The sequence below is a fragment of the Metaplanococcus flavidus genome, from assembly GCF_042675885.1.
Lineage (GTDB): Bacteria > Bacillota > Bacilli > Bacillales_A > Planococcaceae > Planococcus > Planococcus flavidus.
Genome location: NZ_JBHTKI010000006.1, coordinates 125813 through 150440, shown reverse-complemented (window position 1 = coordinate 150440; position 24628 = coordinate 125813). Strand labels below are relative to the sequence as shown.

Genomic DNA, 24628 nt, shown 5'->3' with positions numbered 1-24628 from the left:
AAAAGTGATCTAAATATGCTATTACGATAACACGAACTTACTCGGATGACAATGTTTCGCCTGAAAAATGCTGCTGGATCGATTCCGCCAGCTTTTCGGGCATGCCGGCTTCCATCAACTGGACAGCGTCAGCTTCTTTGATTCGTTTGACGGAACCGAAATGCTTGAGCAGTTGCTGCCGGCGTTTCGGCCCTACTCCTTCCAGCCCATCAAGCGCAGAAACTATCGAGTTCTTGCCGCGCAATTGGCGGTGGAACGTGATGACGAATCGGTGGACTTCATCCTGGATGCGCTGCATCAGGTAGAATGCTTCGCTGGTCCGTTTGAGCGGCACCACTTCGACCGGATCGCCGTATAATAATTGCGAAGTCTGGTGCTTGGCATCTTTCGCAAGGCCGGCAATCGGAACCGACAAGCCGAGTTCATCTTCCAGAACCTCACGCGCCGATGATATCTGCCCTTTGCCGCCGTCAATGACAATGAGATCCGGCAGCGGCAATCCGTCTTTCAGCACACGCGAGTAGCGGCGGCGGATAACTTCCCGCATAGCCGCGTAATCATCCGGTTTCGAGCCGGTGCGCGTTTTATATTTCCGGTAATCTTTTTTGGAAGGTTTGCCGTCGATGAACGTAATCATCGCTGACACGGCATCCGCTCCCTGGATATGTGAATTATCGAAAGCCTCTATGCGCAGCGGGGTCTGGATGTTCATGGCATCGCCAAGTTCCTGGCAGGCACCGATTGTCCGCACTTCCTGGCGCTCCAGCAGCTGAAACTTCTCTGTTATCGAGATTTCAGCATTTTTCTTCGCCAGCAGCACAAGGTCTTTCTTCTTGCCGCGCTGAGGGACAAGCGTCCGGACACCAAGCCAGTCCTTGACGAGTTCCGCATCTTCGCCCTCCGGCAATAGGATCTCATTCGGTTTCACATGATTCGATTTTTCATAAAACTGGCCGAGATAGGTCATGAACTCTTCCTGCGGATCGCGGTAAAGCGGAAACAGTGAAACGTCGCGTTCGATCAGTTTGCCCTGGCGCACAAAAAAGACCTGCACACACATCCAGCCTTTGTCGACGGCATAGCCAAAAACATCGCGGTTGGTGAAATCGTTCATCGCCATCTTCTGTTTTTCCATGACGTTTTCGATGTGGCTGATCTGGTCGCGGTATTCCTTGGCGCGTTCAAATTCCAGATTTTCCGCCGCTTCGGACATTTTCTCGACGAGGTCCTGTTTGACTTCACGGAACCCACCGTTCAGGAAACGCGAAATCGAGTCGATCATTTCGGTATAGGTCTCTTTTTCCACCGGTTTGATGCACGGCGCCAGACATTGCCCCATATGATAATAAAGGCAGGCGCGGTCGGGCATTTGATGGCATTTGCGCAGCGGATACAGCCGGTCGAGCAGTTTCTTTGTTTCGCTCGCCGAATAGGCATTCGGATAAGGGCCGAAATATTTCCCTTTATCCTTTTTCACCTGCCGCGTAATGATCAGCTTTGGATGCCGTTCCCCCGTAATTTTTAAATAAGGATAGGATTTATCATCCTTCAGCATGATATTGTATTTCGGGTCGTATTTCTTGATGAGATTCAATTCCAGAATCAGCGCTTCCTTGTCGGAAGACGTGACAATGTATTCAAAATCCTCGATTTCATTGACGAGGCGCTGGGTTTTCGCATCGTGGCTGCCCGTAAAATAAGAGCGCACGCGATTTTTCAGCACTTTCGCCTTGCCCACGTAGATAATTGTTTCCTGCCGGTCCTTCATCAGATAACAGCCAGGCTGGTCTGGAAGGACAGCCAATTTATGTTGAATCATTTCATTTGCCATATTCTCACCCTATTAAAAAACCGGGCCACCCAGGACCCGGTTAAGAATTATGCGTGTTGGTTAACCAAATCAGCCAATGCTTCTTTTGGTCTGAATCCTACAACTTTATCTACTGTTTCTCCATCTTTCAATAGAAGAAGCGTCGGAATTGACATGATGCCGTATTGTCCAGCAGTTTCCTGGTTTTCATCAACGTCCACTTTTACGATTTTTACTTTATCGCTCATTTCAGCATCCAACTCTTCCAATACAGGAGCTATCATCTTACATGGACCACACCAAGTTGCCCAAAAATCAACTAGTACTAATCCTTCTGATACTTCCTGTGAAAAGTTTTGATCTGTTCCGTGTACGATTGCCATGAATAATTCCTCCTTAGTTTTACCAAACTCTAAACCGATTATAGCATGCGTATTTTTCACTAGCTATTTTTTTGCCTATTCCTACTCTACCCTCTCCAATGGCAGGTAAACGGAACAATTTCATATGCTTTCACCTCTCTCAATTTATACCTGCTCCCACCTCTATATTATTTGAAATAAAGTATGAGTTTAGATATAACGCTTTGGCGCTATGGACAGTGCCAAGATTATGCTCCTGCGCAAGCTCGTCGCAAAGGAGGTGCCATCTTCGTTTGGCACACCTTGCCTCCCGCAATAAGCCGAGAAGATCACTCGTCTTATTGCTCCGGTCGGCATTCGCCTGCTCCTGAGCCGCGCCGGTGCTAAGAGAATGGCTTAGATATGGAGCAAAACAGCGAAGACGCCCAGGGGACCAAGCGAAGTGCTGAAATCCACTCGGGCGGTGAGCCCGAGTTAGTTCAGCGCGAGCCCCCAGGCAAGCAAGCTGTTTTGTGGAATATCGATTGCTCAAAATTATTAGTTCAATTCATATATAAATATACACATAATGAAAATCGATCATTCACGCCAATATTTGATGGCAATTGGTTTATTTCGGAAAAGAGGATTGTTCGCCCTGATTTGGAGGTATAGAATAAGAACAAATGTTCTTACTGTAGGAGGCGATGATATGAGGATGAAGGAATTGCCTGAACGGACCATTGTCTGCCTTGATATGCGCGGCTTTTACGCCAGTTGCGCAGCCATCCGGGAAGGGCTCGACCCGTTGACAGCCCATATCGCCGTTGTCGGCAATCAGGAGCGGAAAGGCAGCGTCGTCCTTGCGGCTTCACCTCAGATGAAAAAAGACTTTGGCGTTAAGACCGGCACCCGGCTGTTTGAAATTCCTGATGATCCGCGGATCCGGCTGCTGGAACCGAAAATGGAATTTTTTCTGCGCGTTTCCATGGCGATCACCGAACTCATCGCCGAATTTGTCCCCAAAGATGCGGTCCATGTCTACAGCGTCGATGAAAGCTTTATCGATTTCACGAATGTCGGCTTGTTATGGGGTGACAAAGAAACGCTCATCACTCATATCCAGGATGCGCTGCTCCGGCAGTTCGGCCTGCCTTCCGCTGTCGGCGTCGGCCCCAATATGCTGTTGGCAAAATTGGCGCTGGATCTGGATGCCAAACAGCTCGGCTTCGCCAAATGGACCTATGACGATGTGCCGAAAAAATTATGGCCCATAGCTCCGCTCAGCAAAATGTGGGGAATCGGTTCCCGCACGGAACAGACGTTCAACAGCATGGGCATTTTTTCCGTTGGCGATCTCGCCTGCACCGACGTCAAAACGCTGGAAGAGCGCTTCGGCATCCTCGGCCATCAGCTGTACCAGCATGCGAACGGCATCGATCTGTCGGAACTCGGCTCTCCCATAGTCGCCGGCCAGGTCAGCTACGGCAAAGGGCAGATTCTTTACCGAGATTACATAGAAACGGACGAAATCATGACGATCATTCTGGAAATGTGCGAAGACATCGCGATGCGGATCCGGCAGGCCAGAAGAGCGGGCCGCACCATCCACCTCAGCGTCGGATACAGTAAAACAGCATTCGGCGGCGGCTTTTCGCGCTCCCGGTCATTGGAGGAAGCGACCAATGAAACCTTGCAGATCTACAAAGTGTGCCAGGTGATTTTCAACGACCATTTCCACAACAAGCCCGTCCGCCAAATCTCGATTTCAATCGGCAGCCTGGAAGAGGAATCGTCGATGCAATTGAGTCTCTTTGAAGTACAGAAATGGGAGAAACGCCGGCTAGGCGCGGCGATGGACCAGATCCGCAATAAATATGGCTATTCCGCCATCTACCGCGCCGTCTCCGGCACCGAAGCAGGCACCGCCATCGCCAGAACCCGGCTGATCGGCGGACATCAGAAATAAATCCAAAATAAAAACGGCCCCTGATACAAGCGCTGCTTGTGTCGGGGCCGTTTATTTTTTTTACGCCATTACTTTCTTAAACTCTTCAGTCAACATCGGGATAACTTCAAACAAGTCTCCGACAATACCGTAGTCTGCAACTTTGAAAATGTTCGCTTCCGGATCTTTGTTGATCGCAACAATCACTTTCGAGTTGGACATACCAGCCAAATGCTGAATCGCGCCGGAAATACCCGCTGCGATATAAAGATCAGGTGTTACGACTTTACCAGTCTGGCCGATCTGAAGGGAATAATCGCAATACTCCGCGTCGCATGCTCCGCGTGATGCGCCAACTGCGCCGCCAAGAAGGTCAGCAAGTTCCTGCAACGGCTCAAAGCCTGATTCACTCTTCACGCCGCGTCCGCCAGCCACGATGACTTTTGCTTCTGAAAGATCGACACCTTCAGCAGATTTGCGGACAACATTCTGGATGATGGTGCGCAAATTCGTGATGTCTACTGACAATGCGCTGACATCCCCAGAGCGTTCTTCTCTTTCAAGTGGTGCGATGTTGTTCGGACGGACTGTGATGAAGTCTACTCCGCCCTTATTTTTTACTTTCTCAAACGCTTTACCGGAGAAGATCGGGCGGATGTATACTGCGTCATCGCCTTCGCCTTCGATATCTGTAACGTCAGAAATCAAACCGGTTTGCAATTTGGAAGCGATTTTTGGTGAAAGGTCTTTCCCGACAGCCGTGTGGCCGAATACCAACGCTCCAGGCTGTTCCTGGTCGATGACTGCCATCATAGCCTGGCTGTAGCCATCAGAAGTATACGATTTCAAGTGAGGGTGTTCGACTGTGATGACACGGTCAGCGCCGTAATTCACCAATTCAGCTCCGAATTCCCCTACTGAATCACCGATCAAAACACTTACAACTTCACCGCCGCCCGAGATTTTTTTAGCTGCGGCAATTGCTTCAAATGAAACGTTACGCAATGAACCTTCGCGCGTTTCGCCTAATACTAATACTTTTTTCGACATAGTCCGTTTACCTCCTAAGTAGATGTAAAAACTCGAATCAATTCATTTATCCAAAATGGGATGGCCGGCATTTATGCCCTTCCCCATTTAACGTTTAAATCACTTTTGCTTCATTTTTCAACAATCCGACAAGTTCAGTTACCTGGTCAGAAATGTCACCTTGCAATACACGCCCTGCAGCTTTAGCAGGCGGCAAGTAGATTTCAATTGTTTCAGTTTTCGCTTCCACATCTTCTTCGTCGATATCAAGATCGTCGAGTTCAAGCTCTTCAAGCGGCTTTTTCTTCGCTTTCATGATTCCTGGAAGTGATGGATAGCGCGGTTCGTTCAAACCTTGCTGCGCAGTTACAAGAAGCGGCAATGACGTTTCAAGCTCTTCAGCGTCCCCTTCGATATCGCGGACGATCGTCACTTTTTCGCCTTCGATTTTCAGGCTGGTGATTGTCGTTACATAGTTGATGTCCAACAGGTCGGCAACGCGTGGTCCGACTTGTCCTGAACCGCCATCGATTGCCACGTTACCCGCCAGGATAAGGTCTGCTTCTTTATCTTTCAGATATTCAGCCAAAATGTAAGCTGAAGTGAACTGGTCCATTTCTTCCACATCGTCTTCAGTATTGATAAGAACCGCTTTGTCGGCACCCATAGCAAGTGCTGTACGAAGCTGTTTCTCAGCGTCTTCTGCGCCCATCGTGATGACGGTAACTTCCCCGCCGTGCTCATCGCGGACTTTGATCGCTTCTTCAATCGCATATTCATCATATGGATTGATGATGAATTCTGCGCCGTCTTCCTGGATCTTGCCGCCTGAAATAACTAATTTCTCTTCTGTGTCGAATGTACGTTTAACTAATACATAAATGTTCATTAACGTAGACCTCCCAAGTATTATTTCCCTTTAAAATGTGCTTCGCGTTTTTCCAGAAACGCCTGGATTCCTTCTTTTGCATCTTCGGACACAAATACTGTACCGAATGAATCCGCTTCCGCCTTCACGCCTTCATGATAGCCGGCATGCTTGGCATACTGGAGCATATCAATCGTGGTCCGAACGGAAACCGGGCTCTTTTTGGCAATCTTCTTGGCAATTGTAAGCGTTTGCGAAAGAAGTTCTTCTTCCGGATAAGCTCTGTTCGCCAAGCCAAGTTGAGCAGCTTCCGTTCCGCTGATCGGATCGGAAGTCAGCAGCATTTCGGCTGCTTTCGCAACACCGACATATCTCGGCAGTCTTTGTGTCCCCGCAAAGCCAGGAATAAGGCCAAGCTGAAGTTCCGGCAATCCAAGCTTAGCATTTTCTGAAACAAAACGCATTTGGCAGCTCATAGCAAGCTCAAGTCCGCCACCAAGCGCTGCGCCGTGGATTGCAGCGATAACCGGTTTATGGAAAGTTTCCACCCGTTCAAAAACTTTCTGGCCTGCAGCTGCTAATTCTGAAAATTCTTCACCGGAACTGACTTTCGTGAATTCCTTGATGTCGGCTCCAGCGGAAAAGAATCTGCCTTCACCATGCAATACAATTGCGCGGACCGAATCATTGTTTACAACCTCATCCAGCAATTCGTTCACTTCCATGATTAACGAGCGCGACAAAGCGTTTGCCGGCGGACGGTTGATTGTTGCGACCGCAACTCCGTCTTCTACACGATAACTGATAAATTCCATCTTCTTAACCCCTCTCTCAGGCACGTATGCCTTTCATCAATAAGTGATGGACTTTTGGAGCCAATTCAACCAAATCATATTTTTGTTCATTCATGACCCATGTTGTAATGGTCTCATCCATCGTCCCGAAGACCATCTGCCTCGCCAGCCGAATATCCATATCCTGATCAAACTCGTTTGTTTCCATGCCGCTAATCAAAATTTGATCAAGCAACAAAAGATATTCCCGCAGAACATTATTGATCTTCAGCCGGATATCGGTATTGGACTGCCTGAGTTCGAGCTGGGTGACGATAGCCAAATGGATATCTCCGGCCAGCAGGTTGAAATGGCTTTCGATCATATGCTTCAGTTTTTCTGCAGCAGAATGGTCTTTTGAAAGGATCTGTTCCAGATTATTGACGAAAACAGCCATTTTTTCCTGGAAGACAGAAATGAGAATGTCTTCTTTGTTTTTGAAGTACAAATAAATTGTACCATCCGCAACCCCTGCTTGTTTAGCGATTTTGGAAACCTGGGCTTGATGGTAGCCGTTTTCAGCGATGACAATAACCGCCGCATCGATGATTTGTTTATATTTCGGTTTATCTTTTTTAACCAATTCCTCACCACCCAAAAAAAATATGAAAATATGAATGGCGATTCATTCATATTTTCATATTATAGTTAACTCCCTATAGTGTCAAGCTTTATGAAGGTACAGCTTCGTTCAGTTTCGTTTTCTCTTCCTCAATGAGCGAGCGGCGAAGAATTTTGCCGACTGCCGTTTTAGGAAGCTCTGTACGGAATTCATAAATGCGAGGAACTTTGAATGCCGCCAGATGCTCTCTGCAAAATGCATCGAGTTCCTGCTCTGTGATGGACATTCCCTCTTTTAATACGATATAAGCTTTAACTGTTTCTCCGCGATACGGATCAGGTATACCAGCAACGACACATTCCTGAATCGCTTCATTTTCATACAGGATCTCTTCGATTTCACGTGGATATATGTTGAATCCACCAGCGATGATCATATCTTTCTTACGGTCAACGATAAAGAAGTGGCCATCTTCATCCACGTAACCGAGATCCCCTGTCATCAACCAGCCATCGGCAAACGTCGCCGCTGTAGCTTCAGGGTTATTCCAGTATCCTTGCATGACCTGTGGCCCTTTGATGCCGATTTCACCGATTTCGCCATGTGGAACTTCTTCGTTTGTTCCCGGCTGGAACACTTTGCAATCCGTGTCCGGATACGGCAGGCCGATCGAACCTTTGACTCTTTCGCCCCATACGAGATTGGAATGCGTGACGGGTGAAGTTTCAGTCAGGCCATAACCTTCGACCAAACGTCCGCCAGTGATCCTCTCGAATTTCTCCTGAACCTCTGCCGGCAGCGGAGCTGAACCGCTAAGGCATGCTTTGATTGATGAAAGATCGTATTTGGAAATATCCGGATGGTTCATCAAACCGATATAGAGTGTCGGTGCACCAGGGAATAATGTCGGTTTCTGCTTATTGATCGTCTTCAACGCCGTTTCCGGATCGAATTTAGGCAGCAGCACCATCTTATTGCCTTGCATCACTGACAGGATAAGCACAGTCGTCAAACCATAAACATGGAATAACGGGATGATACCAAGAACAGTTTCTTCACCGTGTTTCGTCTTATACAGCCAGCTGTCACACATTGTAGCATTTGAAATGAGGTTTTTATGGGTAAGCATAACGCCTTTTGGTGAACCCGTGGTGCCTCCTGTATATTGGAGAAGCGCCAGATCTTTTTCAAAATCAAACTCCGGCAATTGGACTTCTGTAGAGCCGGTTTTCATGATTTCTGAAAACAGGTGATTGCTTCCACGATGCTCCACTTTTACAGTGATGCCGTATTGCTTTTTCTGAATGAAAGGATAAACCATGTTTTTCGGGAAAGGAAGATATTCCTTAATGCCCGTAACGATAATATTCTCAAGTTCTGTCTCTTTCATCACTTTCGTAACTCTCGGATACAGGATGTCCATCACCAGGATGGCTTTTGCACCTGAATTTTTCATCTGGTAAGAAATTTCACGTTCTGTATACAGAGGGTTCGTCATTACGACAACTCCGCCAGCATAAAGAATACCATAAAATCCGATAACAGCCTGCGGTGAGTTCGGCAGCATGATTGCCACGCGGTCGCCTTTTTTAATGCCGAGCCCTTGCAGATAGCTCGCAAATTTCATGGACGACTCATACAATTCCTTGTAGGTGATATCTTTGCCCATGAAGTGAATGGCTGTTTTTTCCGGATAAGTCTCGAACGTATGTGTGAGGTAATCCTGTACGGGTTTGCTCTCGTATTCCAAAGTCTGTGGAATTTCGGGTGGGTAATGTGCGAGCCATGGTTTTTCTGTCATTCTTTTTTCCTCCTTTGTATTTTGAGAATCGTGTGAATATTCCTATTTTAAGTATAGAGAAAATTGTCAGCGCTTACAAACTTTATTTTTTTATTCAATTAAAATGAAAAAAACCGCCGGCAACTTCGCCGGCGGTTCTCCCAATTACATAATGAACAGATAGACGATCCCCACTACCACAAATAAGATGCAGCAAACGAAAAGGATTTTGATGAGATTCTCCAAATTTCACAACTCCTATGAAATACTTGCACCAATTACAAACGACAACCCAACAGAAATGGTCAATGAAATAAAACCGACTGAACGATTATCCTTTTCGATTTCTTCATCCACTTTGAATTTTGGTGTCAGGAATTCGAATAGGATGTAAGCGAATATCAGCAAACCGAAACCGAATACACCCCAGCCGATCATCTCCGGCAGCGAGTTATGCTGTTCGATCGAATACCGGAAAATATTGGTCACACCAAAAATCTTTCCGCCCGTAGCCATCGCTACGGACAGGTTTCCTTTTTTTATTTCTTCCCAGTTCTTATACTTGGTGATGACTTCGAAAATCACCATAGCCACTACCAGGCATAAAACTGTCACACTGAAATAACCTGCTGTTTCCACAAGTGGATGTGTCCAAAACCCAGTCTCTGACATTGCTCAATCTCCCCTATACCTCTACTTCAACTCTGCTACAGTAACACCGGAACCGCCTTCTCCGGCTTCGCCGAAGCGATAGCTTTTGACACGCGGATGTTTTTTCAAATATTGCTGGACACCCTGGCGAAGAGCGCCTGTCCCTTTTCCATGGATAATGGAAACTTGATGGTAATTCGATAATAACGCATCATCGATATACTTTTCAACACGTGACAACGCTTCTTCATAACGTTCGCCTCTCAGGTCAAGTTCCAGTTTCACATAGCTGTCGCGGTCTTTGAGGGTTGCCATCGTACGCGTTTCTTTATCTTTTTCCGGTTTCGTGTAGGATAGATCCGATTCCGGAAGCTTCATCTTCAGGATGCCGATCTGCACGATCCATTCCTTGTCGGAAACTTTTTCGACAAGCGTTCCTTTTTGGCCAAATGAAATCACTTTCACTTCGTCGTTGGGTTTTAACTTCACTTCGCGCTGCTTGTCTTTGGCCGCTCGTTTCAGGATGCGGTTTTCAGGTGCCGCTCCTTCGAGCCGTTTTTTCGCATCAATCAATTGATGCTCTTTGATGGAGCCTTGCTGGTTAAGCTGCATCTTGCGCAGGTCAGAAATAACAGCTTCCGCTTCTGCGCGTGCCCCTTCAACAATTTTGCGTGCTTTTTCACGGGCTTTTTCTTCCATCTGCTCTTTTTTCTGTTCGTATTGCTTTAATTGCAAAGCCAAATCTTCTTTTAATTTTTCGGATTCCTTCAGCACTTCACTTGAACGTTCGGCGTCCTGCTCCGAATCGCGGCGGCTCTTCTCGAGTGACGCAATCATGGAATCGACCTGGCGGCTGTCTGTGCCGGTAAAGCTTTGGGCATGCGTGATGATATGTTCCGGCAAACCAAGACGCTTCGAAATTTCGAAGGCGTTGCTCCGCCCCGGCACTCCGATCAGCAGCCGATACGTCGGACTCAATGTTTCCACATTAAATTCCACGCTGGCGTTGGCTACACCCGGCCGGTTATAGCCGTATGCTTTCAGTTCCGGATAATGGGTGGTCGCAATGACGCGCGCCCCTCTGCCGTGCACTTCGTCCAGCAATGAAATCGCCAGCGCCGCGCCTTCCTGCGGATCAGTCCCCGCCCCCAGCTCATCAAAGATGACAAGTGAGTTTTCATCAAACTTCGTCAGGATGTCGACGATGTTGACCATATGGGAAGAAAAGGTACTGAGGCTTTGTTCAATTGACTGTTCGTCTCCGATGTCAGCGAAAATCTGATCGAAAACCGCAAGTTCCGAGCCATCGAGAGCCGGAACCGGAAGGCCTGCCTGCGCCATCAACGTGCAGAGGCCGACTGTTTTCAATGTGACGGTCTTGCCCCCGGTATTCGGTCCGGTAATGACGATTGCCGTGATGTCGCGTCCGAATTCAATGTCATTCGCCACAACTTCATCTTTTGGAATCAATGGATGGCGCGCTTTTTTCAGATTGATATAGCCTTCCGTATTCATTGCAGGTTTTGAGCATTTATTGGCCGAGCCGTATTTCGCTTTGGCAAAAATCATATCGATTTCCCCGAGCACTTCAACCATCACGAAAATGTCATGGGCCACTTCCTGCACCTGTGCAGACAGCATCTGAAGAATACGGTCGATTTCTTCTTTTTCCTTCATTTTCAGGCGGCGCACTTCGTTATTAGCCTGAACAACTGCATCCGGTTCAATGAAAAGCGTCTGGCCTGAAGATGACTGGTCGTGGATGATGCCGCCGTAATGGCTGCGGTATTCCTGTTTGACGGGAATCACGAAACGGTCGTTGCGGATCGTGACAATGGCATCCGACAGCATTTTCGATGCATTCTTGCCGCGCACCAGGCTCTCAAGCTTTTCACGCACCCGGCTTTCCTGTGACCGCAATTGCTGGCGGATGCTGCGCAACGCCGAACTCGCAGAATCCAATACGCCGCCATTATCATCGATGCAGGCGTTGATATCGTGCTCAAGCTGCGTCAGAATCGGCATCGATTCTTTTTTCTCGAAGAATAAAGGGATTTGAATGTCCTCTTCTTCACGGATCGTTTCAAAAAATTGGCGCAGTATGCGGCTGGCGCGGATGGTCGATGACACTTCCATCAACTCCACCGGACTCAGCGCACCGCCGATTTGCGCACGCCTAGCATGCATGCGGACATCAAAGATGCCGCCCATCGGCACATTGTTTTTGACACGCAGCACTTGTGCCGCTTCATCCATTTCCGCAAGCAGTTCTTCGACTTCCGCGATATCTATGGAAGGTACGAGTTTGTCTATATGGTTTTTGCCGAGTGACGAGGTGCAGTACCGCGCCACGTCATCCCGGATTTTGTAAAATTCGAGTGTCTTTAATGCGCGTTCCGCGATCATTCGCGACACCTCCTATTTTTTCAAATATGCTTTCAATTTTTCGAGTGGCCATGTATTGACCACATTCTCTTTCTTGAGCCACGCTTTTTGGCCGTGGCGCACCCCGATTGCCATCACTTCCAATTGTTCAATGGCGTGTGCATCGGTGTTGATTGCCACCGGCACCTCTTTTTCCTGCGCCATTTCAAGAAATTCAACAGCAAGATCAAGGCGGTACGGGCTGGCATTGAGTTCGACAATTTTACCGTATTCTTTTGCCCAGTCGAGAAGCTGTTCGACATCGGGATCATAGCCGCCGCGCTGGCCGACAATGCGGCCGGTCGGATGGGCAATCATATGGACATACGGATTTTTCATTGCAGTCAACATCCGTTCCATGATCTGCTCCTGCGGCTGCTGGAAACTGGAATGGATGCTGGCAATGACAAAATCCAATTGCTTCAATATGTCATCATCGAAATCGAGTGAAGCGTCCGGCAGGATATCCATCTCGGTGCCGGAAAATATTTCGATATCCTTGTATTCTTTATTGAGTTCCCGGATTTCTTTATTCTGTGCCAATAAACGCTCGGGCGTCAATCCATTCGCCACTTTGAGGTATTGCGAATGGTCGGTGATGACCATGTATTCGTAAGATTTACTGCGGCAGGCATCAATCATTTCCTTCAATGAATTGGCGCCGTCAGATGAAGTGGTATGCATATGCAGATCGCCTTTAATATCTTCGATAGTTACCAGCTCCGGCAATTCTTCAATGCGGTCCGTCTCCCGTCCGTCTTCACGTACAGAAGGCGGAATGAAAGGCAATCCGAAATGCTGGAAGAATTCTTCTTCGGATTTGAACGTCCGGATGGTGCCATCTTCCTGCTCGACACCATACTCGCTGATTTTCTTATTTTGAGATTTCGCGAGTTGGCGCATCTTCACATTATGGTCTTTTGAACCAGTGAAATGGTGCAGTGCGGTAACAAACTCTTCCGGTGCCACCAATCGGAAATCAATGTCGATCGGATCCTGGAATTCAACTGTGACGGATACTTTTGTAGTACCTGAAGCGATTGTCCCTTCCACCGGAAGCGCGGCAAGCAACAGATCCTTCACTTTAGCAGGTTCTGCAGTTGCAACAATAAAATCAAGGTCTTTGCTCGTATCCTTTGTGCGGCGGTAACTGCCGGCCACGGAATATTCACTGACCTCTTTGATGTTTTCCAGTACCTCATTGATCGTCGCCACTGCTTCTTCTGTTTTCCAGATCGGGTGACGGCCGGGTCTCGAGTCGAACTCCATCAATTCCTGCAGAATTTTATCTTCTGATTTCGGTCCGAAGCCTGGCAATTTCTGGATAGTATGGTCGATGCACGCCTGTTTCAATGCTTCAGCCGAATCGATGCCGAGTTCTTTATACAGTTTGGCGATTTTTTTGCCGCCAAGCCCCTGCAACTTCATGAGCGGAACGAGCCCTTTTGGCACTTCTGCCTGCAATTCCTCGAGAACCGAAGACTTGCCGCTGTCCATCAGCTCGGTGATGACGTCGCCTGTCCCTTTGCCGATGCCTTTCAGTTTCGTGACATCATCCATTTCGGCCAGTGAACGCGGATCGAGCTCAAGTGCCTGTGCCGCTTTGCGGAAAGCGGATACCTTGAACGGGTTTTCCCCTTTTAACTCCATATACAATGCTATTTTTTCAAGTGTTCTGATGATGATTTTTTTATTCATCGAGAGACCTCCTGTAAGTGAAAGTAAATAAAAAATATCGAGTTCTATAATCATTGCGCTATAGGCGGACGCTTTCCGCGGGAGTGGCCTGAGCCTCCTCATCGCTTCGCTCTTGCGGGGTCTCAGTCTCACTCTATTCCCGCAGGAGTCGCCACCTTCCGCTACATTCAAATTCTGTTGGAACCAGGTGAAAGGTGATCCATCTAGTTTAAAATCTTTGGCTACTCTTATTTCAAAAAAAGTTTCCCTAGATATGGAGCAAAACAGTGAATAAAACCCTACTGCTCCTGCAGCGCTTTGCACTTCGTCGCAAAGGTTCGGCCGAATGCTGTACGGCCAAACCTTTCCTGCGGCTTAGCGACACGACCGATACACCGCAGGGAGCGTAGCGGACGAGGAGGATTGGGCGGGAGCCCGCTGGAAAGCGCAACTGTTTTGCGGAATATCTGTTATAAAATTCACATTCTTCTTTTATTAAAGCAATACCCCAAAACTCCAAAAAAAACTTCTCCCGCAAAGAGAGAAGTCAGTGCTTACATATAAATATACCACCATTCTTTCACTTTCTCAGAGAAATAAGGCGTGTTTTCCAGGATAGACTGCGCAATTCCTGAGTTTTCAAGCTGGTTTTGGATGATGTCCAAAGGCAGCAGCGCGAAAACGTAAATGAAGAAGAACAATAAAATTAACATTTCGATAAAACCAAGGATTGCTCCAAGGATTTTGCTGAGGAATCCGAGCACCGGCAAATATTTCAGGAAGTCGAACATGGATGCAATAAGCTGCAATCCAAATTTCACGACAAAGAAAATCAGTGCAAACGCGAATAATTGATAGAAAGTCTGATCAAGGTCCAATTGCTCGATGGCCATTGTGAACCTGGACTCATCAGTCACCGCAGGGTATGGAATCCATAGAACGAAGTATTCGGATAATGGTTTATAATAGAGGTATGCCACGACGAGCGCAATAACGAACCCTACCATATGTATTAATTGGACTATAAGTCCCCGTTTGGCGCCGACAAAAATGCCGGCTATTAGCAACAGAAATAAAATTATATCTAACATCTACTTCAGCCCTTCAGTTTTTTCATTTCAGTTTCCAATTGTTCTACACGCTCTTTCAGTTTAAGATTATCATGTACCGCATTTACAGCAGTCAGGACTGCGAGGCGCGAACTGTCGAGAGATGGATTCATCGAATGAATCTCACGCATCTTCTCATCCACTGTAGATGCCACTAAACGCATGTGGCCAGAAGTTTCAGTGCCCACCATCTTGTAAGTATGGCCATAGATCTCAACTGAGGTGCGAATTCTTTGCTGATCCGACAATGTTCCATCCCCCTATCAATTATGCAGAGGCATAATTTAAATCAAATAGTATTTTCAACTAATATTTAATACTGTACATAATCATACCATGAACACAAGCTGCTTGTGAATCATTAGAAAGGAGAGCTTTCCATGTCGAACGTCGTATTAAAACTTCCAGAGGAAAGTCTCCTCCAGATCATCAGCCATTACGGCAATAAAAAAACGCCTGCCAAAGCACAATATGTCCGTTTCACCGCGAAACTTCCGGATACGGTGGTGACGGTTTACAATTCCGGAAAAGTCATGTTCCAGGGCGCAGGCGCTGAACGGGAAGCCGGTAGATGGGGCAAGGCAGATGCCTCCGCAGTGAAAGTTTCCGGCGCTAAAGGTGACACCTTGCCAGAAAATTTCGCCAAACTTTCCGTGCTCGGATCAGATGAAACCGGCACCGGCGATTTTTTTGGTCCCATAACTGTGGCAGCCTGTTTCGTGCCTGCTGATAAAATCGAACTTGCCCACGAACTCGGCGTCAAAGATTCCAAATTGCTGAACGACGACCATATGCGCAAAATTGCTCCGGATCTCCGCGAGGCTTTTGTCCACAGCGTCCTGACTTTAAAAAATGAAAAATACAATAAGGTCCAGGCGCAGGGCTGGTCCCAGGGGAAAATCAAAGCCCTTCTGCATAACCAGGCATTGAAACATGTGCTGACTAAAATGGAACCGGTGAAACCGGACGCTATTCTGATTGATCAGTTTGCTGAACGCGGCATTTATTATAAGCATATTAAAAATGAAGAAGAAATTGTGCGAGAGAATGTGTTGTTCTCAACGAAAGCGGAAGGTCTCCACGTTTCGGTGGCCTGCGCTTCAATTATTGCACGCGTCGCTTTTCTGGAAGAGATGGATCTGATGAGTGCGGAGGCCGGTGTGACTCTTCCGAAAGGTGCCGGTAAGATTGTTGATGAGGTGGCGGCGAAGATTATATTGAGGCGTGGTGAGGCGTATTTGGGGAAATTGACGAAGAGGCATTTTGCTAATACGGGGAAGGCTAGGGATTTAGTCATAAAAAGATAACAACATTAAAGTAATCACATAAAAGTGTGTACCATAAAACCAGTAATGAAAATTTCTCTTTACTGGTTTTATGGTACTGTATTTATTCATTGTTTCGCTTAGTCACTGTAAATCAATCAGCTGGTTGATAATCTATATTTTTGTCATCCTGTAAAATCCACTTTGGTATGCTCTCTTTTTTTTCTATTATTCTAGGAACAGCACAACCTAAATTATTTGCCTTTGAAGCAAGTTCTGAATTCATTAAGTAAAAGGGATGCGTAGTAATTTCTTTATATACACTCCCGTTTGCATGTTGGTAAACTTTCCCTCCAATGTATACATCCATATCTCCTAGAGTTGCATTTTTATTATTATGAGTTTTATACGTATAATTTTTAGGCAAAAATAAGTTTCCGAAAATATAAACTTGTGTTTTATTTCCCTTCCAATTTATTATGTTTGATGGAAAATAAGCGTCTTTTTGAACTACAAGCTCAATTGAACTCTGACCTCCCCAATCAATATTATTTAATGCTGTAAAGTTTCCACCAACTCCTATACATGTATGATTATTTAAATCTAAACTTTTGCTATTTGTGCCTTTGATATATAAATGTTTTTTAACTTTAAAATCAGTACTACTTCCATTACCTGTTGAAAGTGTTGTATCAATAATTAAACTAGTATTAATAGTTGAATCGTTATCATTTGAATGCTTATCAACATAGTGTGAATATTTCATTTCTGCATTTGCAGGTTCATTTAACGGAGGTCTCACCTCATCTTCGTTCTCTTGTTCCTCTTCGCTGTATTCGCCAAGATTGTCCACATAAAAAGTGGCTTCCACTTCTTTTTCCGTATCACCGTTTATTCTTCCCTTGCTTTTTATTGTGATTTGTAGTTTTTTTCCACTTTCAATCACTTTACACGTTGAGTCATTTAGATTAAGAGGTTCAATAGTATATTTGCCGACAGCAAGTTTTTTATCATTACCAAGCAATTCATCTATATCACTGCAGCTTATAGCTGAATTGGAAGAACTTTCTACTTTGTCTTTTAATATGACGTTATAGTGCAGTACACCCATTTCAGCCTGATGTCTCGCCTGCACCTGATCTTCCTTTTTATTAAACTGTTTCGAAGCGTTAATATTCATAGCGAGCAAACCCATACCCAGAGTAGTGAATAGAAGTACAAGCATAATAACCATTAAAAGGGCATAGCCATTTTCATTTCTCATGAATTTCATTTCACTTCCTCCTATCGTAATTTGCTGAATGTTGTATTTATTGGAAAAGGCTTATTTACTCCATCTATTAAAACCATTTCAAATTTCACGTTTTCATTGGGGTCGATAGAAAAAGTATTTTCTTCATCAGATTCCTCGGGCTCTTCAATCGTATATTTATATCCTTGAGAAATCACTTTGTTGTTAATTATTAATTTCTCTTCTGCATTATTTACTTTAATTTTTATTTCATTATTTTCTTTCTTTAAATATTCCGCTCTAATCACTTCTACTATATAATTTGCTTCCTGCTGCATTTGCTGTTTTGAAGAGGTTCGATCCGCGGAAGAAGTTCCGGTCATTAGTACCGAAGCGATTACCACAGTAATAATTCCAATAATAGCCAATGCTGCTATAAGTTCAACAAGAGTTATTCCTCTTTCGTTTTTCATGCTCCTACCTCATAATACATTTCAGTTTCGAATTCAGGTTCATTTATCCCTCTGCCATCAAGTGATTTAACAATTACTTTAACTTTTTTTAATCCTTCTGTAGGTCCATCCATCTCAAATAAAAGTATGTTGTAATCGTCATTGTAGTCATCTATATTCTCGCAGCTTGAAAAAACAAAGGCTCTATTTTCAATATCTTCGGCAGAACAAATTTTGCCCACTGAGAGAATTGAATCTTCACCTTCTCTTAATTGCCCCACCACATCCTCAGCCACTTGCACCGCCGTCAATGTCTCATGATTATGTGCAGTAAATTTCGCCGATTGGGTAAAGAAAGTCATGAAAGCGACTAGTACAATGCTTAGCAAAACCAGTGCCGCCAAAATTTCGACTAATGTTAGGCCACTATTATTTTTCAGATATTTTTTCAATTGGACCACCTGTTCTTCCATTTTAAGAAGTATGTATTGTAAAAATTCAATACAGACCACACTTTATATGCTTAGAATAGATTAATTTTACCATAATAAAATATTTTTACTAGTTAGTTTAGGATGCTTCTATGTAAATTTATATAAGTTCTTAAAGAGAAATAGATACAAAGACGTTCACTATACACTATTACAAAAAAATTTTATGCCAATTATAAATTAACAAAAAGAAGCGGAGCCCAAAATGGACTCCGCTTTTATCTACTATATAATATTAACTTCTCAATTCCGCACCCGATTCCCTCAATCTTGCCACAACTCTTTCATGCACCGCCGTGACTTCTTCGTCGGTCAGTGTTTTCTCCGGATCGAAATACTGCAGCGAGAAGGCCACTGATTTCTTGCCGGCTTCCAGGTTGTCGCCTTCGTAAAGGTCGAATACGCGGACATCTTTCAATAATTTGCCGCCTGCCGAACGGATCAGTTTCTCGATTGTTCCGGCTTCGACGATTTTGGACAATACAAGCGCAACGTCGCGTGTAATTGACGGATAGCGCGGCACTTGCGTATATTTCAACGCACCTGTCTCTTCTTTGAACAGTTCAGCGAGGCTGAGTTCCATCACGATGGTGGTTTTCAGATCACGTGCTTTTTGCTCCGTCGGATGCAACTGGCCAATGATGCCGATGCGGCGGCCATCCAGCATAACATAGGCGGTTCTGCCCGGATGCAGGCCATCCATTTCGCCGCGTTCAAATTCAAATTCCACGCCCATTTTATCGGCGAGCCCTTCAACGATGCCTTTCAGAACAAAGAAATCGACCGCTTTCTTTTCTCCCTGCCAGCTGTTGTCGAGCCATAACCCGGTCATCGCCACTGCGACATGCTCTTCTTCATTGAGCAATTCATCGTGTCCTTTCAGGAACACTGAACCGGTTTCGTATAGAGCAACGGAATCGATTCTTCTCGCTGTATTATAGGAAACGGATTCCAATAAATGCGGCAGAATGCTCTGGCGAAGCGTGCTGCGTTCTTCGCTCATCGGCATCAATAAACGCGTCAATTCGGTGTGTTTCATTGCAAATTGAGTCGCTGATTTCTCGGATGTCAGTGAATAAGTCGTCGCCTGCAGCAAGCCAGCACCTTCCAGGTAATTGCGCACGATGCGGCGTTTCTGCTGGTATGACGACAAGCCGCCTGGAGTTGTTGCAGTTTCCGGCAAGGTTGACGGAATTTCGTCGTAGCCGTAAAGACGGGCAATTTCCTCCACGACATCTTCTGCAATCTGGATATCCTGGCGCCGTGTCGGCACTGAAATCACCAATTGGTTGTTCATCGCCTCCGTTTTGAATTGCAGGCGGTTCAGAATATCGAGCATATCGTCAAAGCGGATTTTCATGCCGAGACGGTTGTTAATGAAATCCGGTGACACTTTCACGATTTTTTCTTCACGCTTCAATTGATCAAAAATGACTGAACCGGCAAGCACTTCGCCTCCAGCAATTTCCGACAGCAGTTGTGCAGCGCGTTCCGCAGCAGGAATCACGCGGTTCGGGTCAACACCTTTTTCATAGCGTGAACTGGCATCGCTGCGCAGGTTGTGCTCTTTCGATGTCTGGCGGATCGATCCCGATGCGAAATAAGCGGATTCGATGACAATTGTTGTCGTGTCTTTGCTGACTTCCGAATTAGCGCCACCCATGACGCCTGCAAGCGCAACTGGTTTCTCGCCATTCGTGATGACGAGATTGTTTAAGGACAGCTTGCGTTCATTGCCATCCAGTGTCGTGATCGTTTCGTCCCGTTTGGCATGGCGCACAGTGATATTGCCGGTTTCCAATAGATCATAATCAAAAGCATGGAGCGGCTGGCCGTATTCCATCAGAACGTAATTCGTGATATCGACCACATTATTATGCGGGCGGACGCCGGATGCCATCAACCGCTGCTGCAGCCACATCGGAGATTCCTTCACTTCGATCCCCCGCACAACTTTAGCGACGTACAACGGATTATCTTCCGGCGAATCAATGTTCAGCGTCAGCATGGAAGATGCCTTGTCTTCCACTTCGTTATATGTGATTTCCGGCAATTTCACTTCTTCTTCCAAAATCGCGCCGACTTCGTAAGCCACACCGAGCATGCTCATGGCGTCAGCACGGTTCGGAGTGAGCCCAAGTTCCAGAACGGTATCATCCAGGTCGAAATTGGCGATGACGTCTGATCCGACTTCCGCATTTTCCGGCAGTACATAGATTCCTTCTGCATATGCTTTCGGAACCAGCTTGCCTTCAATGCCAAGTTCCTGCAATGAGCAAATCATGCCGTTCGATTCTTCGCCGCGCAGTTTTGCTTTTTTGATTTTCATGCCGCCGGGAAGTGTTGCTCCCGGACGGGCGACGATGACGTTTTGGCCAGCTGCAATATTCGGAGCGCCGCAGATAATCTGATCGACTGTTCCGCCGACGTTGACCTGGCAGATGGATAATTTATCCGCTTCCGGATGTTTTTCACATGACTCCACATAACCCACGATGATGTTCGAAAGGCCTTCCGAACGGTCGATGACAGCATCCACTTCGATTCCTGAACGGGTGATCCGCTCACCAAGCTCAGCCGCCGGCAAGTCCTGTGTATTAACATATTCCTTCAACCATTTTATCGATACTAACATTTGATTTCCTCCTTATACTTCCGTGCGTTCGAATTGGGATAAAAAGCGGACGTCATTCGTGTAGAAATGGCGGATGTCTTCGATTCCGTATTTCAGCATCGCAATGCGTTCCGGCCCCATGCCGAATGCGAAGCCGGTCAGGCGTTTCGAATCATAGCCGGCCATTTCCAGTACGTTCGGATGCACCATGCCCGCTCCAAGAATTTCGATCCAGCCCGTTTTTTTGCAGACGTTGCAGCCTTCTCCGCCGCATTTGAAGCAGGAAATATCCATTTCGACGGAAGGCTCCGTGAACGGGAAGAAGCTTGGACGCAGACGGATTTCACGGTCGTCGCCGAACATTTTCTTGGCGAACACCGAAAGCGTGCCTTTCAGGTCGCTCATGCGGATATCTTCCCCGATGACCAATCCTTCGATTTGTGTGAACTGGTGGGAATGCGTCGCATCATCGTTGTCGCGGCGGTAAACTTTTCCTGGGCAGATAATTTTGATCGGTTCCCCGCCTTTGGCTTCCATCGTCCGCGCCTGCACTGGTGACGTATGCGTTCGAAGAAGAATATCTTCTGATATATAGAAGGAATCCTGCATGTCGCGCGCCGGATGCCCCTTAGGCAGATTCAATGCTTCGAAATTATAATAATCTTTTTCCACTTCCGGCCCTTCTTCCACTTCGTAGCCCATGGAAATGAACAGATCTTCGATTTCTTCCACTACACGTGTTAGCGGATGAGCGTTGCCTGTTTTCGCCGGACGCCCCGGAAGCGTGATGTCGATTGTTTCACTTTGTAATTTCTCATTGATCGCCTGCTCCTCAAGAATTGCCATACGCTCTTCCAGTTGGGCTGTCACTTCTTCTCTCACGACATTGACCAGAGCTCCCATTTTCGGACGCTCTTCTGCCGGCAGTTTGCCCATGCCTTTCAGTAAATCCGTAATCGGTCCTTTTTTACCAAGATACGCAACGCGTACTGTGTTCAGTTCTTTGACGTTTGCTGCTGCGGCGATTTTTTCCAGCGCCTCTGTTTTTAATTCATTTAATTGTGCTTCCATCTTTTCTCCTCCTCTTAAACATAGAAAAGCCCCGTCCCTGAAAAGGGACGAGGCATTGATCGCGGTACCACCCTAGTTATCGCCCGCAGGCAATCACTCATTTACGTAACGGCTCTTCACCGGCCCGCCTTTACAGCAAAATGCTGGTCCCGGCGGCAGCTCGCGGGGTGAACTTCCGAAACGTTTGCATATCCGCGCTTTCAGTCGAGGCGCAGATTTCCTGTTGATGCAAATGGGTTCCGTACTTTTCCCGGTCGATGCTTTTGTTTTTATTTACCTGTTAATTATACGAAAGTTCACCGGCTTTATCAACTCTAGTTCTTTGAAACAAGGCTGTACAATAAAATCCCGGTCGCAACTGCAACATTCAGGGATTCCGCGCTGCCGTAAAGAGGCACCATCAGGTTCTGTTGCGTCAAGTCCAACAGCTCTTGTGAAACGCCGCTTCCTTCATTGCCGACGATCAGCGCGAATTTCTCCTGCGTTTCAGCTTCATGCACCGGGACCGCGTTCTGCAGAGCCGTGCCGAATACCGGAATGCCCGTATCATGCATTTTTTGAATCCATTCCGTTAGATCGCCTTTGACGACAGGAACTTGAAAATGGGAGCCCTGTGCCGAACGGACCGTTTTCGGATTGAACGGATCGGCGCAGCCTTTGCCGAGAATGACGGCATCGATTCCGGCGGCTGATGCCGTCCGGATCATTGTCCCGATATTACCGGGATCCTGCACGGCGTCGATCAATAAGAGACGCGTCCAGTCTGCCTGGTCCTGTTCCGTAAATTCCGGCTGCGCGCAATGCGCAAAAATGCCCTGTGAATGCTCAGTCTCCGAAATTTCCTTGGCCACTGCCGCAGTCACCGAATAATGTGGGACCCCTTCGATGTCCCAGTTGTCTGGGATATCAACGCCTTCTCGGACGATCAGCCCTTTGACGAGGTCTTTCTTTTTCAGGGACTCTTCCGTCAAATGGAATCCTTCTACAAGAAACTCCGAAAATTTATCGCGTTCCTTGCGGGTGTTGCCAAGTTTCTTCCAATGTTTCACTAAAGAATTTTGAATAGATTCAATCCGTTTCATAATTGCTCACGCCTTTAAGTCAGAATAGCTCCAGTATAGCATACTGCAGCTGTTCTTTAGAGTTCTCTCGTGAAGAAATCAAATCCGAGCGCTGTCAGGATTCCGAAAGCGAGTGTCCAGACTGCAATGCTGATTGTCAGCCAGACGGTCGTAGTTTTTTTCGTGGCGCCGAGCGTCATGCCGATGAATGCGGCGATGTGTGTGCCGATCAAAATTGGCCCAAGCATGGCAAGTCCCGGCAATCCATACTTATTCCAGATCCGTTTGGCGCGTTCACTCTTTTTATTTTCCGGCTTGCCTTTCGCTTCCTGGCGTTTATTGTACCAAATCTTGAAACGATCAAAGCCGATGATCAGCGCCAGAACGGTCACCATATTGCCGACAAACGCCACGAGCATCACCCAAAAAGGCGACAGCCCCCAAACAATTCCGAGCGGGATGACCAATGCGATTTCAAACCATGGAATTGCCGCTCCCAGAAAAACCAGGATGTATTCATAAATCATTCTTCTTCCCCCTTAAAATGCTTGCGAACTTCGGCGTAATAAATCCAGTATTGAACAAAAGCCAATCCCAGTATTGCGAAGATGATGACAAGTCGCGGCAGCGGCAGAGCAATGACTATTCCAGCAAGGACCGGCAAAGCCCATGAATAGAAAGTATATACTTTCTGCACAGCTCTTCGCGTAATATGCGTCATTCCTTCGTCAGCCTCCAGATATTCAGGCGGCCGCAGTGAGATTATCGAGATTTTCTGATGGGGATTGTTCTTATTGTATTGTTTGACCTTCTTAATAAAAATGCTCAATACAATTAGATACAAAATCAACGAACCGAAAACTAGCAAAAATGCAAATCCTTCTACTTGGATGAAGAAACTGGTTGCAGTTTCATTCACTTCCACTGTCGATGAATGTATGCCTACTGCGAATATCCCCAAAACAGCAATGAATGCCATCATCCATAACGGGTAATTTAATCTGATATCACTTTTCATGAAGTTCCTCTCCTTCCAGCCAGAATAATTCGTTGACGTCCACCTGCAGCGCCTTCGCCAATTTCAACGACAATGTAATAGAAGGTGAAAATTCCCCTTTTTCAATAAAGGCAATCGTCTGGCGCGTCACATCGACCTGTTTGCCTAAATCGCTTTGCGTCAGGCTGTGCCGTGCACGCATTTCCTTCACCCGATTCTTCAGCATCCTATTCATCCTTCCTGTAAAGATGTTCGGTATCTATAACATAATGTACATTATACTTAACATTTTGTAAAGTATTATTTGCTTTTTATGGAACGCTGCAAGCGTTCCGGGCATTCAAAAAGGCATGCGCAGGGTTTGCGCATGTCTTAGGTTCTGGTTTTTCATTTGTTTGGAACGTGGATTCCTCT

Annotated in this window: 24 protein-coding genes and 1 other annotated feature; of the genes, 3 read left to right on the top strand and 21 right to left on the bottom strand. The window is 46.4% G+C overall.

Annotated features, from left to right (window positions below):
- Positions 1-37: 37 nt before the first annotated feature.
- Together uvrC and trxA are read right to left on the bottom strand one after the other, a co-directional pair.
- Entirely contained in the window at positions 38-1831 is a 1794-nt protein-coding gene (uvrC, locus tag ACFQ1X_RS03330) for an excinuclease ABC subunit UvrC (protein ID WP_144838924.1), read from the bottom strand.
- A gap of 47 nt (positions 1832-1878) precedes the next feature.
- Positions 1879-2193 (bottom strand): thioredoxin, encoded by a 315-nt coding sequence (gene trxA, locus ACFQ1X_RS03325; protein ID WP_144838922.1) that lies wholly within the window; start codon positions 2191-2193, stop codon positions 1879-1881.
- Positions 2194-2863: 670 nt separating this feature from the next.
- Here trxA and ACFQ1X_RS03320 point away from each other — a divergent pair.
- Complete coding sequence (locus ACFQ1X_RS03320) at positions 2864-4120, top strand: Y-family DNA polymerase (protein WP_144838920.1); 1257 nt, start codon at positions 2864-2866, stop codon at positions 4118-4120.
- Between the two features lie 60 nt (positions 4121-4180).
- Here the strand turns inward: ACFQ1X_RS03320 and ACFQ1X_RS03315 are convergent, their stop codons facing one another.
- The 8 genes from ACFQ1X_RS03315 to polX all read right to left on the bottom strand — a co-directional run bounded on the left by ACFQ1X_RS03315 (position 4181) and on the right by polX (position 13944).
- Complete coding sequence (locus ACFQ1X_RS03315; protein ID WP_144838918.1) at positions 4181-5149, bottom strand: electron transfer flavoprotein subunit alpha/FixB family protein; 969 nt, start codon at positions 5147-5149, stop codon at positions 4181-4183.
- Between the two features lie 94 nt (positions 5150-5243).
- Entirely contained in the window at positions 5244-6017 is a 774-nt protein-coding gene (locus tag ACFQ1X_RS03310; RefSeq protein WP_144838916.1) for an electron transfer flavoprotein subunit beta/FixA family protein, read from the bottom strand.
- A 20-nt stretch (positions 6018-6037) separates the two neighbouring features.
- Positions 6038-6811 (bottom strand): enoyl-CoA hydratase, encoded by a 774-nt coding sequence (locus tag ACFQ1X_RS03305; RefSeq protein WP_144838914.1) that lies wholly within the window; start codon positions 6809-6811, stop codon positions 6038-6040.
- Between the two features lie 16 nt (positions 6812-6827).
- On the bottom strand, positions 6828-7412 hold the full coding sequence (locus ACFQ1X_RS03300) for a TetR/AcrR family transcriptional regulator (RefSeq protein ID WP_144838912.1): 585 nt from the start codon (positions 7410-7412) through the stop codon (positions 6828-6830).
- An 88-nt stretch (positions 7413-7500) separates the two neighbouring features.
- Positions 7501-9192: a long-chain-fatty-acid--CoA ligase gene (locus tag ACFQ1X_RS03295; RefSeq protein WP_144838910.1), complete on the bottom strand. Its 1692-nt coding sequence runs from the start codon at positions 9190-9192 to the stop codon at positions 7501-7503.
- Between the two features lie 237 nt (positions 9193-9429).
- A complete protein-coding gene (locus ACFQ1X_RS03290; protein WP_144838908.1) occupies positions 9430-9843 on the bottom strand; it encodes a DUF350 domain-containing protein in 414 nt (137 codons plus the stop codon).
- A gap of 21 nt (positions 9844-9864) precedes the next feature.
- Positions 9865-12228 (bottom strand): endonuclease MutS2, encoded by a 2364-nt coding sequence (locus tag ACFQ1X_RS03285; protein ID WP_144838907.1) that lies wholly within the window; start codon positions 12226-12228, stop codon positions 9865-9867.
- A gap of 12 nt (positions 12229-12240) precedes the next feature.
- On the bottom strand, positions 12241-13944 hold the full coding sequence (polX, locus tag ACFQ1X_RS03280) for a DNA polymerase/3'-5' exonuclease PolX (protein WP_144838905.1): 1704 nt from the start codon (positions 13942-13944) through the stop codon (positions 12241-12243).
- A 266-nt stretch (positions 13945-14210) separates the two neighbouring features.
- Here polX and ACFQ1X_RS03275 point away from each other — a divergent pair, with 266 nt between their 5' ends.
- Positions 14211-14333, top strand: coding sequence for a hypothetical protein (locus tag ACFQ1X_RS03275; protein ID WP_379081333.1), 123 nt, complete (start codon positions 14211-14213; stop codon positions 14331-14333).
- 144 nt (positions 14334-14477) lie between these two features.
- Here the strand turns inward: ACFQ1X_RS03275 and ACFQ1X_RS03270 are convergent, their stop codons facing one another.
- Both ACFQ1X_RS03270 and zapA read right to left on the bottom strand, forming a co-directional pair.
- Complete coding sequence (locus tag ACFQ1X_RS03270) at positions 14478-15014, bottom strand: CvpA family protein (protein ID WP_144838903.1); 537 nt, start codon at positions 15012-15014, stop codon at positions 14478-14480.
- Positions 15015-15019: 5 nt separating this feature from the next.
- Positions 15020-15280, bottom strand: a complete 261-nt coding sequence (gene zapA / locus ACFQ1X_RS03265) for a cell division protein ZapA (RefSeq protein ID WP_144838901.1) — start codon at positions 15278-15280, stop codon at positions 15020-15022.
- 132 nt (positions 15281-15412) lie between these two features.
- Here zapA and rnhC point away from each other — a divergent pair, with 132 nt between their 5' ends.
- Positions 15413-16339, top strand: a complete 927-nt coding sequence (gene rnhC, locus ACFQ1X_RS03260; RefSeq protein WP_144838899.1) for a ribonuclease HIII — start codon at positions 15413-15415, stop codon at positions 16337-16339.
- A 112-nt stretch (positions 16340-16451) separates the two neighbouring features.
- On the opposite strand, the gene ACFQ1X_RS03255 is transcribed toward rnhC, so the two are convergent.
- The 9 genes from ACFQ1X_RS03255 to ACFQ1X_RS03215 form a co-directional block, all read right to left on the bottom strand.
- Positions 16452-17570 (bottom strand): hypothetical protein, encoded by a 1119-nt coding sequence (locus tag ACFQ1X_RS03255; protein WP_144838897.1) that lies wholly within the window; start codon positions 17568-17570, stop codon positions 16452-16454.
- Between the two features lie 11 nt (positions 17571-17581).
- Positions 17582-18001 carry a prepilin-type N-terminal cleavage/methylation domain-containing protein gene (locus ACFQ1X_RS03250; protein ID WP_144838895.1) on the bottom strand — a complete coding sequence of 140 codons (420 nt, stop codon included), beginning with the start codon at positions 17999-18001 and terminating at the stop codon, positions 17582-17584.
- A complete protein-coding gene (locus ACFQ1X_RS03245) occupies positions 17998-18432 on the bottom strand; it encodes a type IV pilus modification PilV family protein (RefSeq protein WP_144838893.1) in 435 nt (144 codons plus the stop codon). The genes ACFQ1X_RS03250 and ACFQ1X_RS03245 overlap by 4 nt, the downstream gene beginning before the upstream one ends.
- 274 nt (positions 18433-18706) lie before the next feature.
- Positions 18707-21106, bottom strand: coding sequence for a phenylalanine--tRNA ligase subunit beta (gene pheT, locus ACFQ1X_RS03240; protein ID WP_144838891.1), 2400 nt, complete (start codon positions 21104-21106; stop codon positions 18707-18709).
- 12 nt (positions 21107-21118) lie between these two features.
- A complete protein-coding gene (gene pheS, locus ACFQ1X_RS03235) occupies positions 21119-22156 on the bottom strand; it encodes a phenylalanine--tRNA ligase subunit alpha (protein WP_144838889.1) in 1038 nt (345 codons plus the stop codon).
- A 40-nt stretch (positions 22157-22196) separates the two neighbouring features.
- Positions 22197-22423: a binding site (T-box leader), on the bottom strand.
- A 47-nt stretch (positions 22424-22470) separates the two neighbouring features.
- Positions 22471-23238 carry a TrmH family RNA methyltransferase gene (locus ACFQ1X_RS03230; RefSeq protein WP_144838887.1) on the bottom strand — a complete coding sequence of 256 codons (768 nt, stop codon included), beginning with the start codon at positions 23236-23238 and terminating at the stop codon, positions 22471-22473.
- A 56-nt stretch (positions 23239-23294) separates the two neighbouring features.
- A complete protein-coding gene (locus ACFQ1X_RS03225) occupies positions 23295-23744 on the bottom strand; it encodes a small multi-drug export protein (protein ID WP_144838885.1) in 450 nt (149 codons plus the stop codon).
- The gene (locus ACFQ1X_RS03220; RefSeq protein ID WP_144838883.1) at positions 23741-24235 is read right to left on the bottom strand and encodes a hypothetical protein; all 495 of its coding nucleotides are present in this window, start codon (positions 24233-24235) and stop codon (positions 23741-23743) included. Before ACFQ1X_RS03220 ends, ACFQ1X_RS03225 begins: the two co-directional genes overlap by 4 nt.
- Positions 24225-24440 carry a helix-turn-helix transcriptional regulator gene (locus tag ACFQ1X_RS03215; RefSeq protein WP_144838881.1) on the bottom strand — a complete coding sequence of 72 codons (216 nt, stop codon included), beginning with the start codon at positions 24438-24440 and terminating at the stop codon, positions 24225-24227. The genes ACFQ1X_RS03220 and ACFQ1X_RS03215 overlap by 11 nt, the downstream gene beginning before the upstream one ends.
- Between the last annotated feature and the right edge of the window lie 188 nt (positions 24441-24628).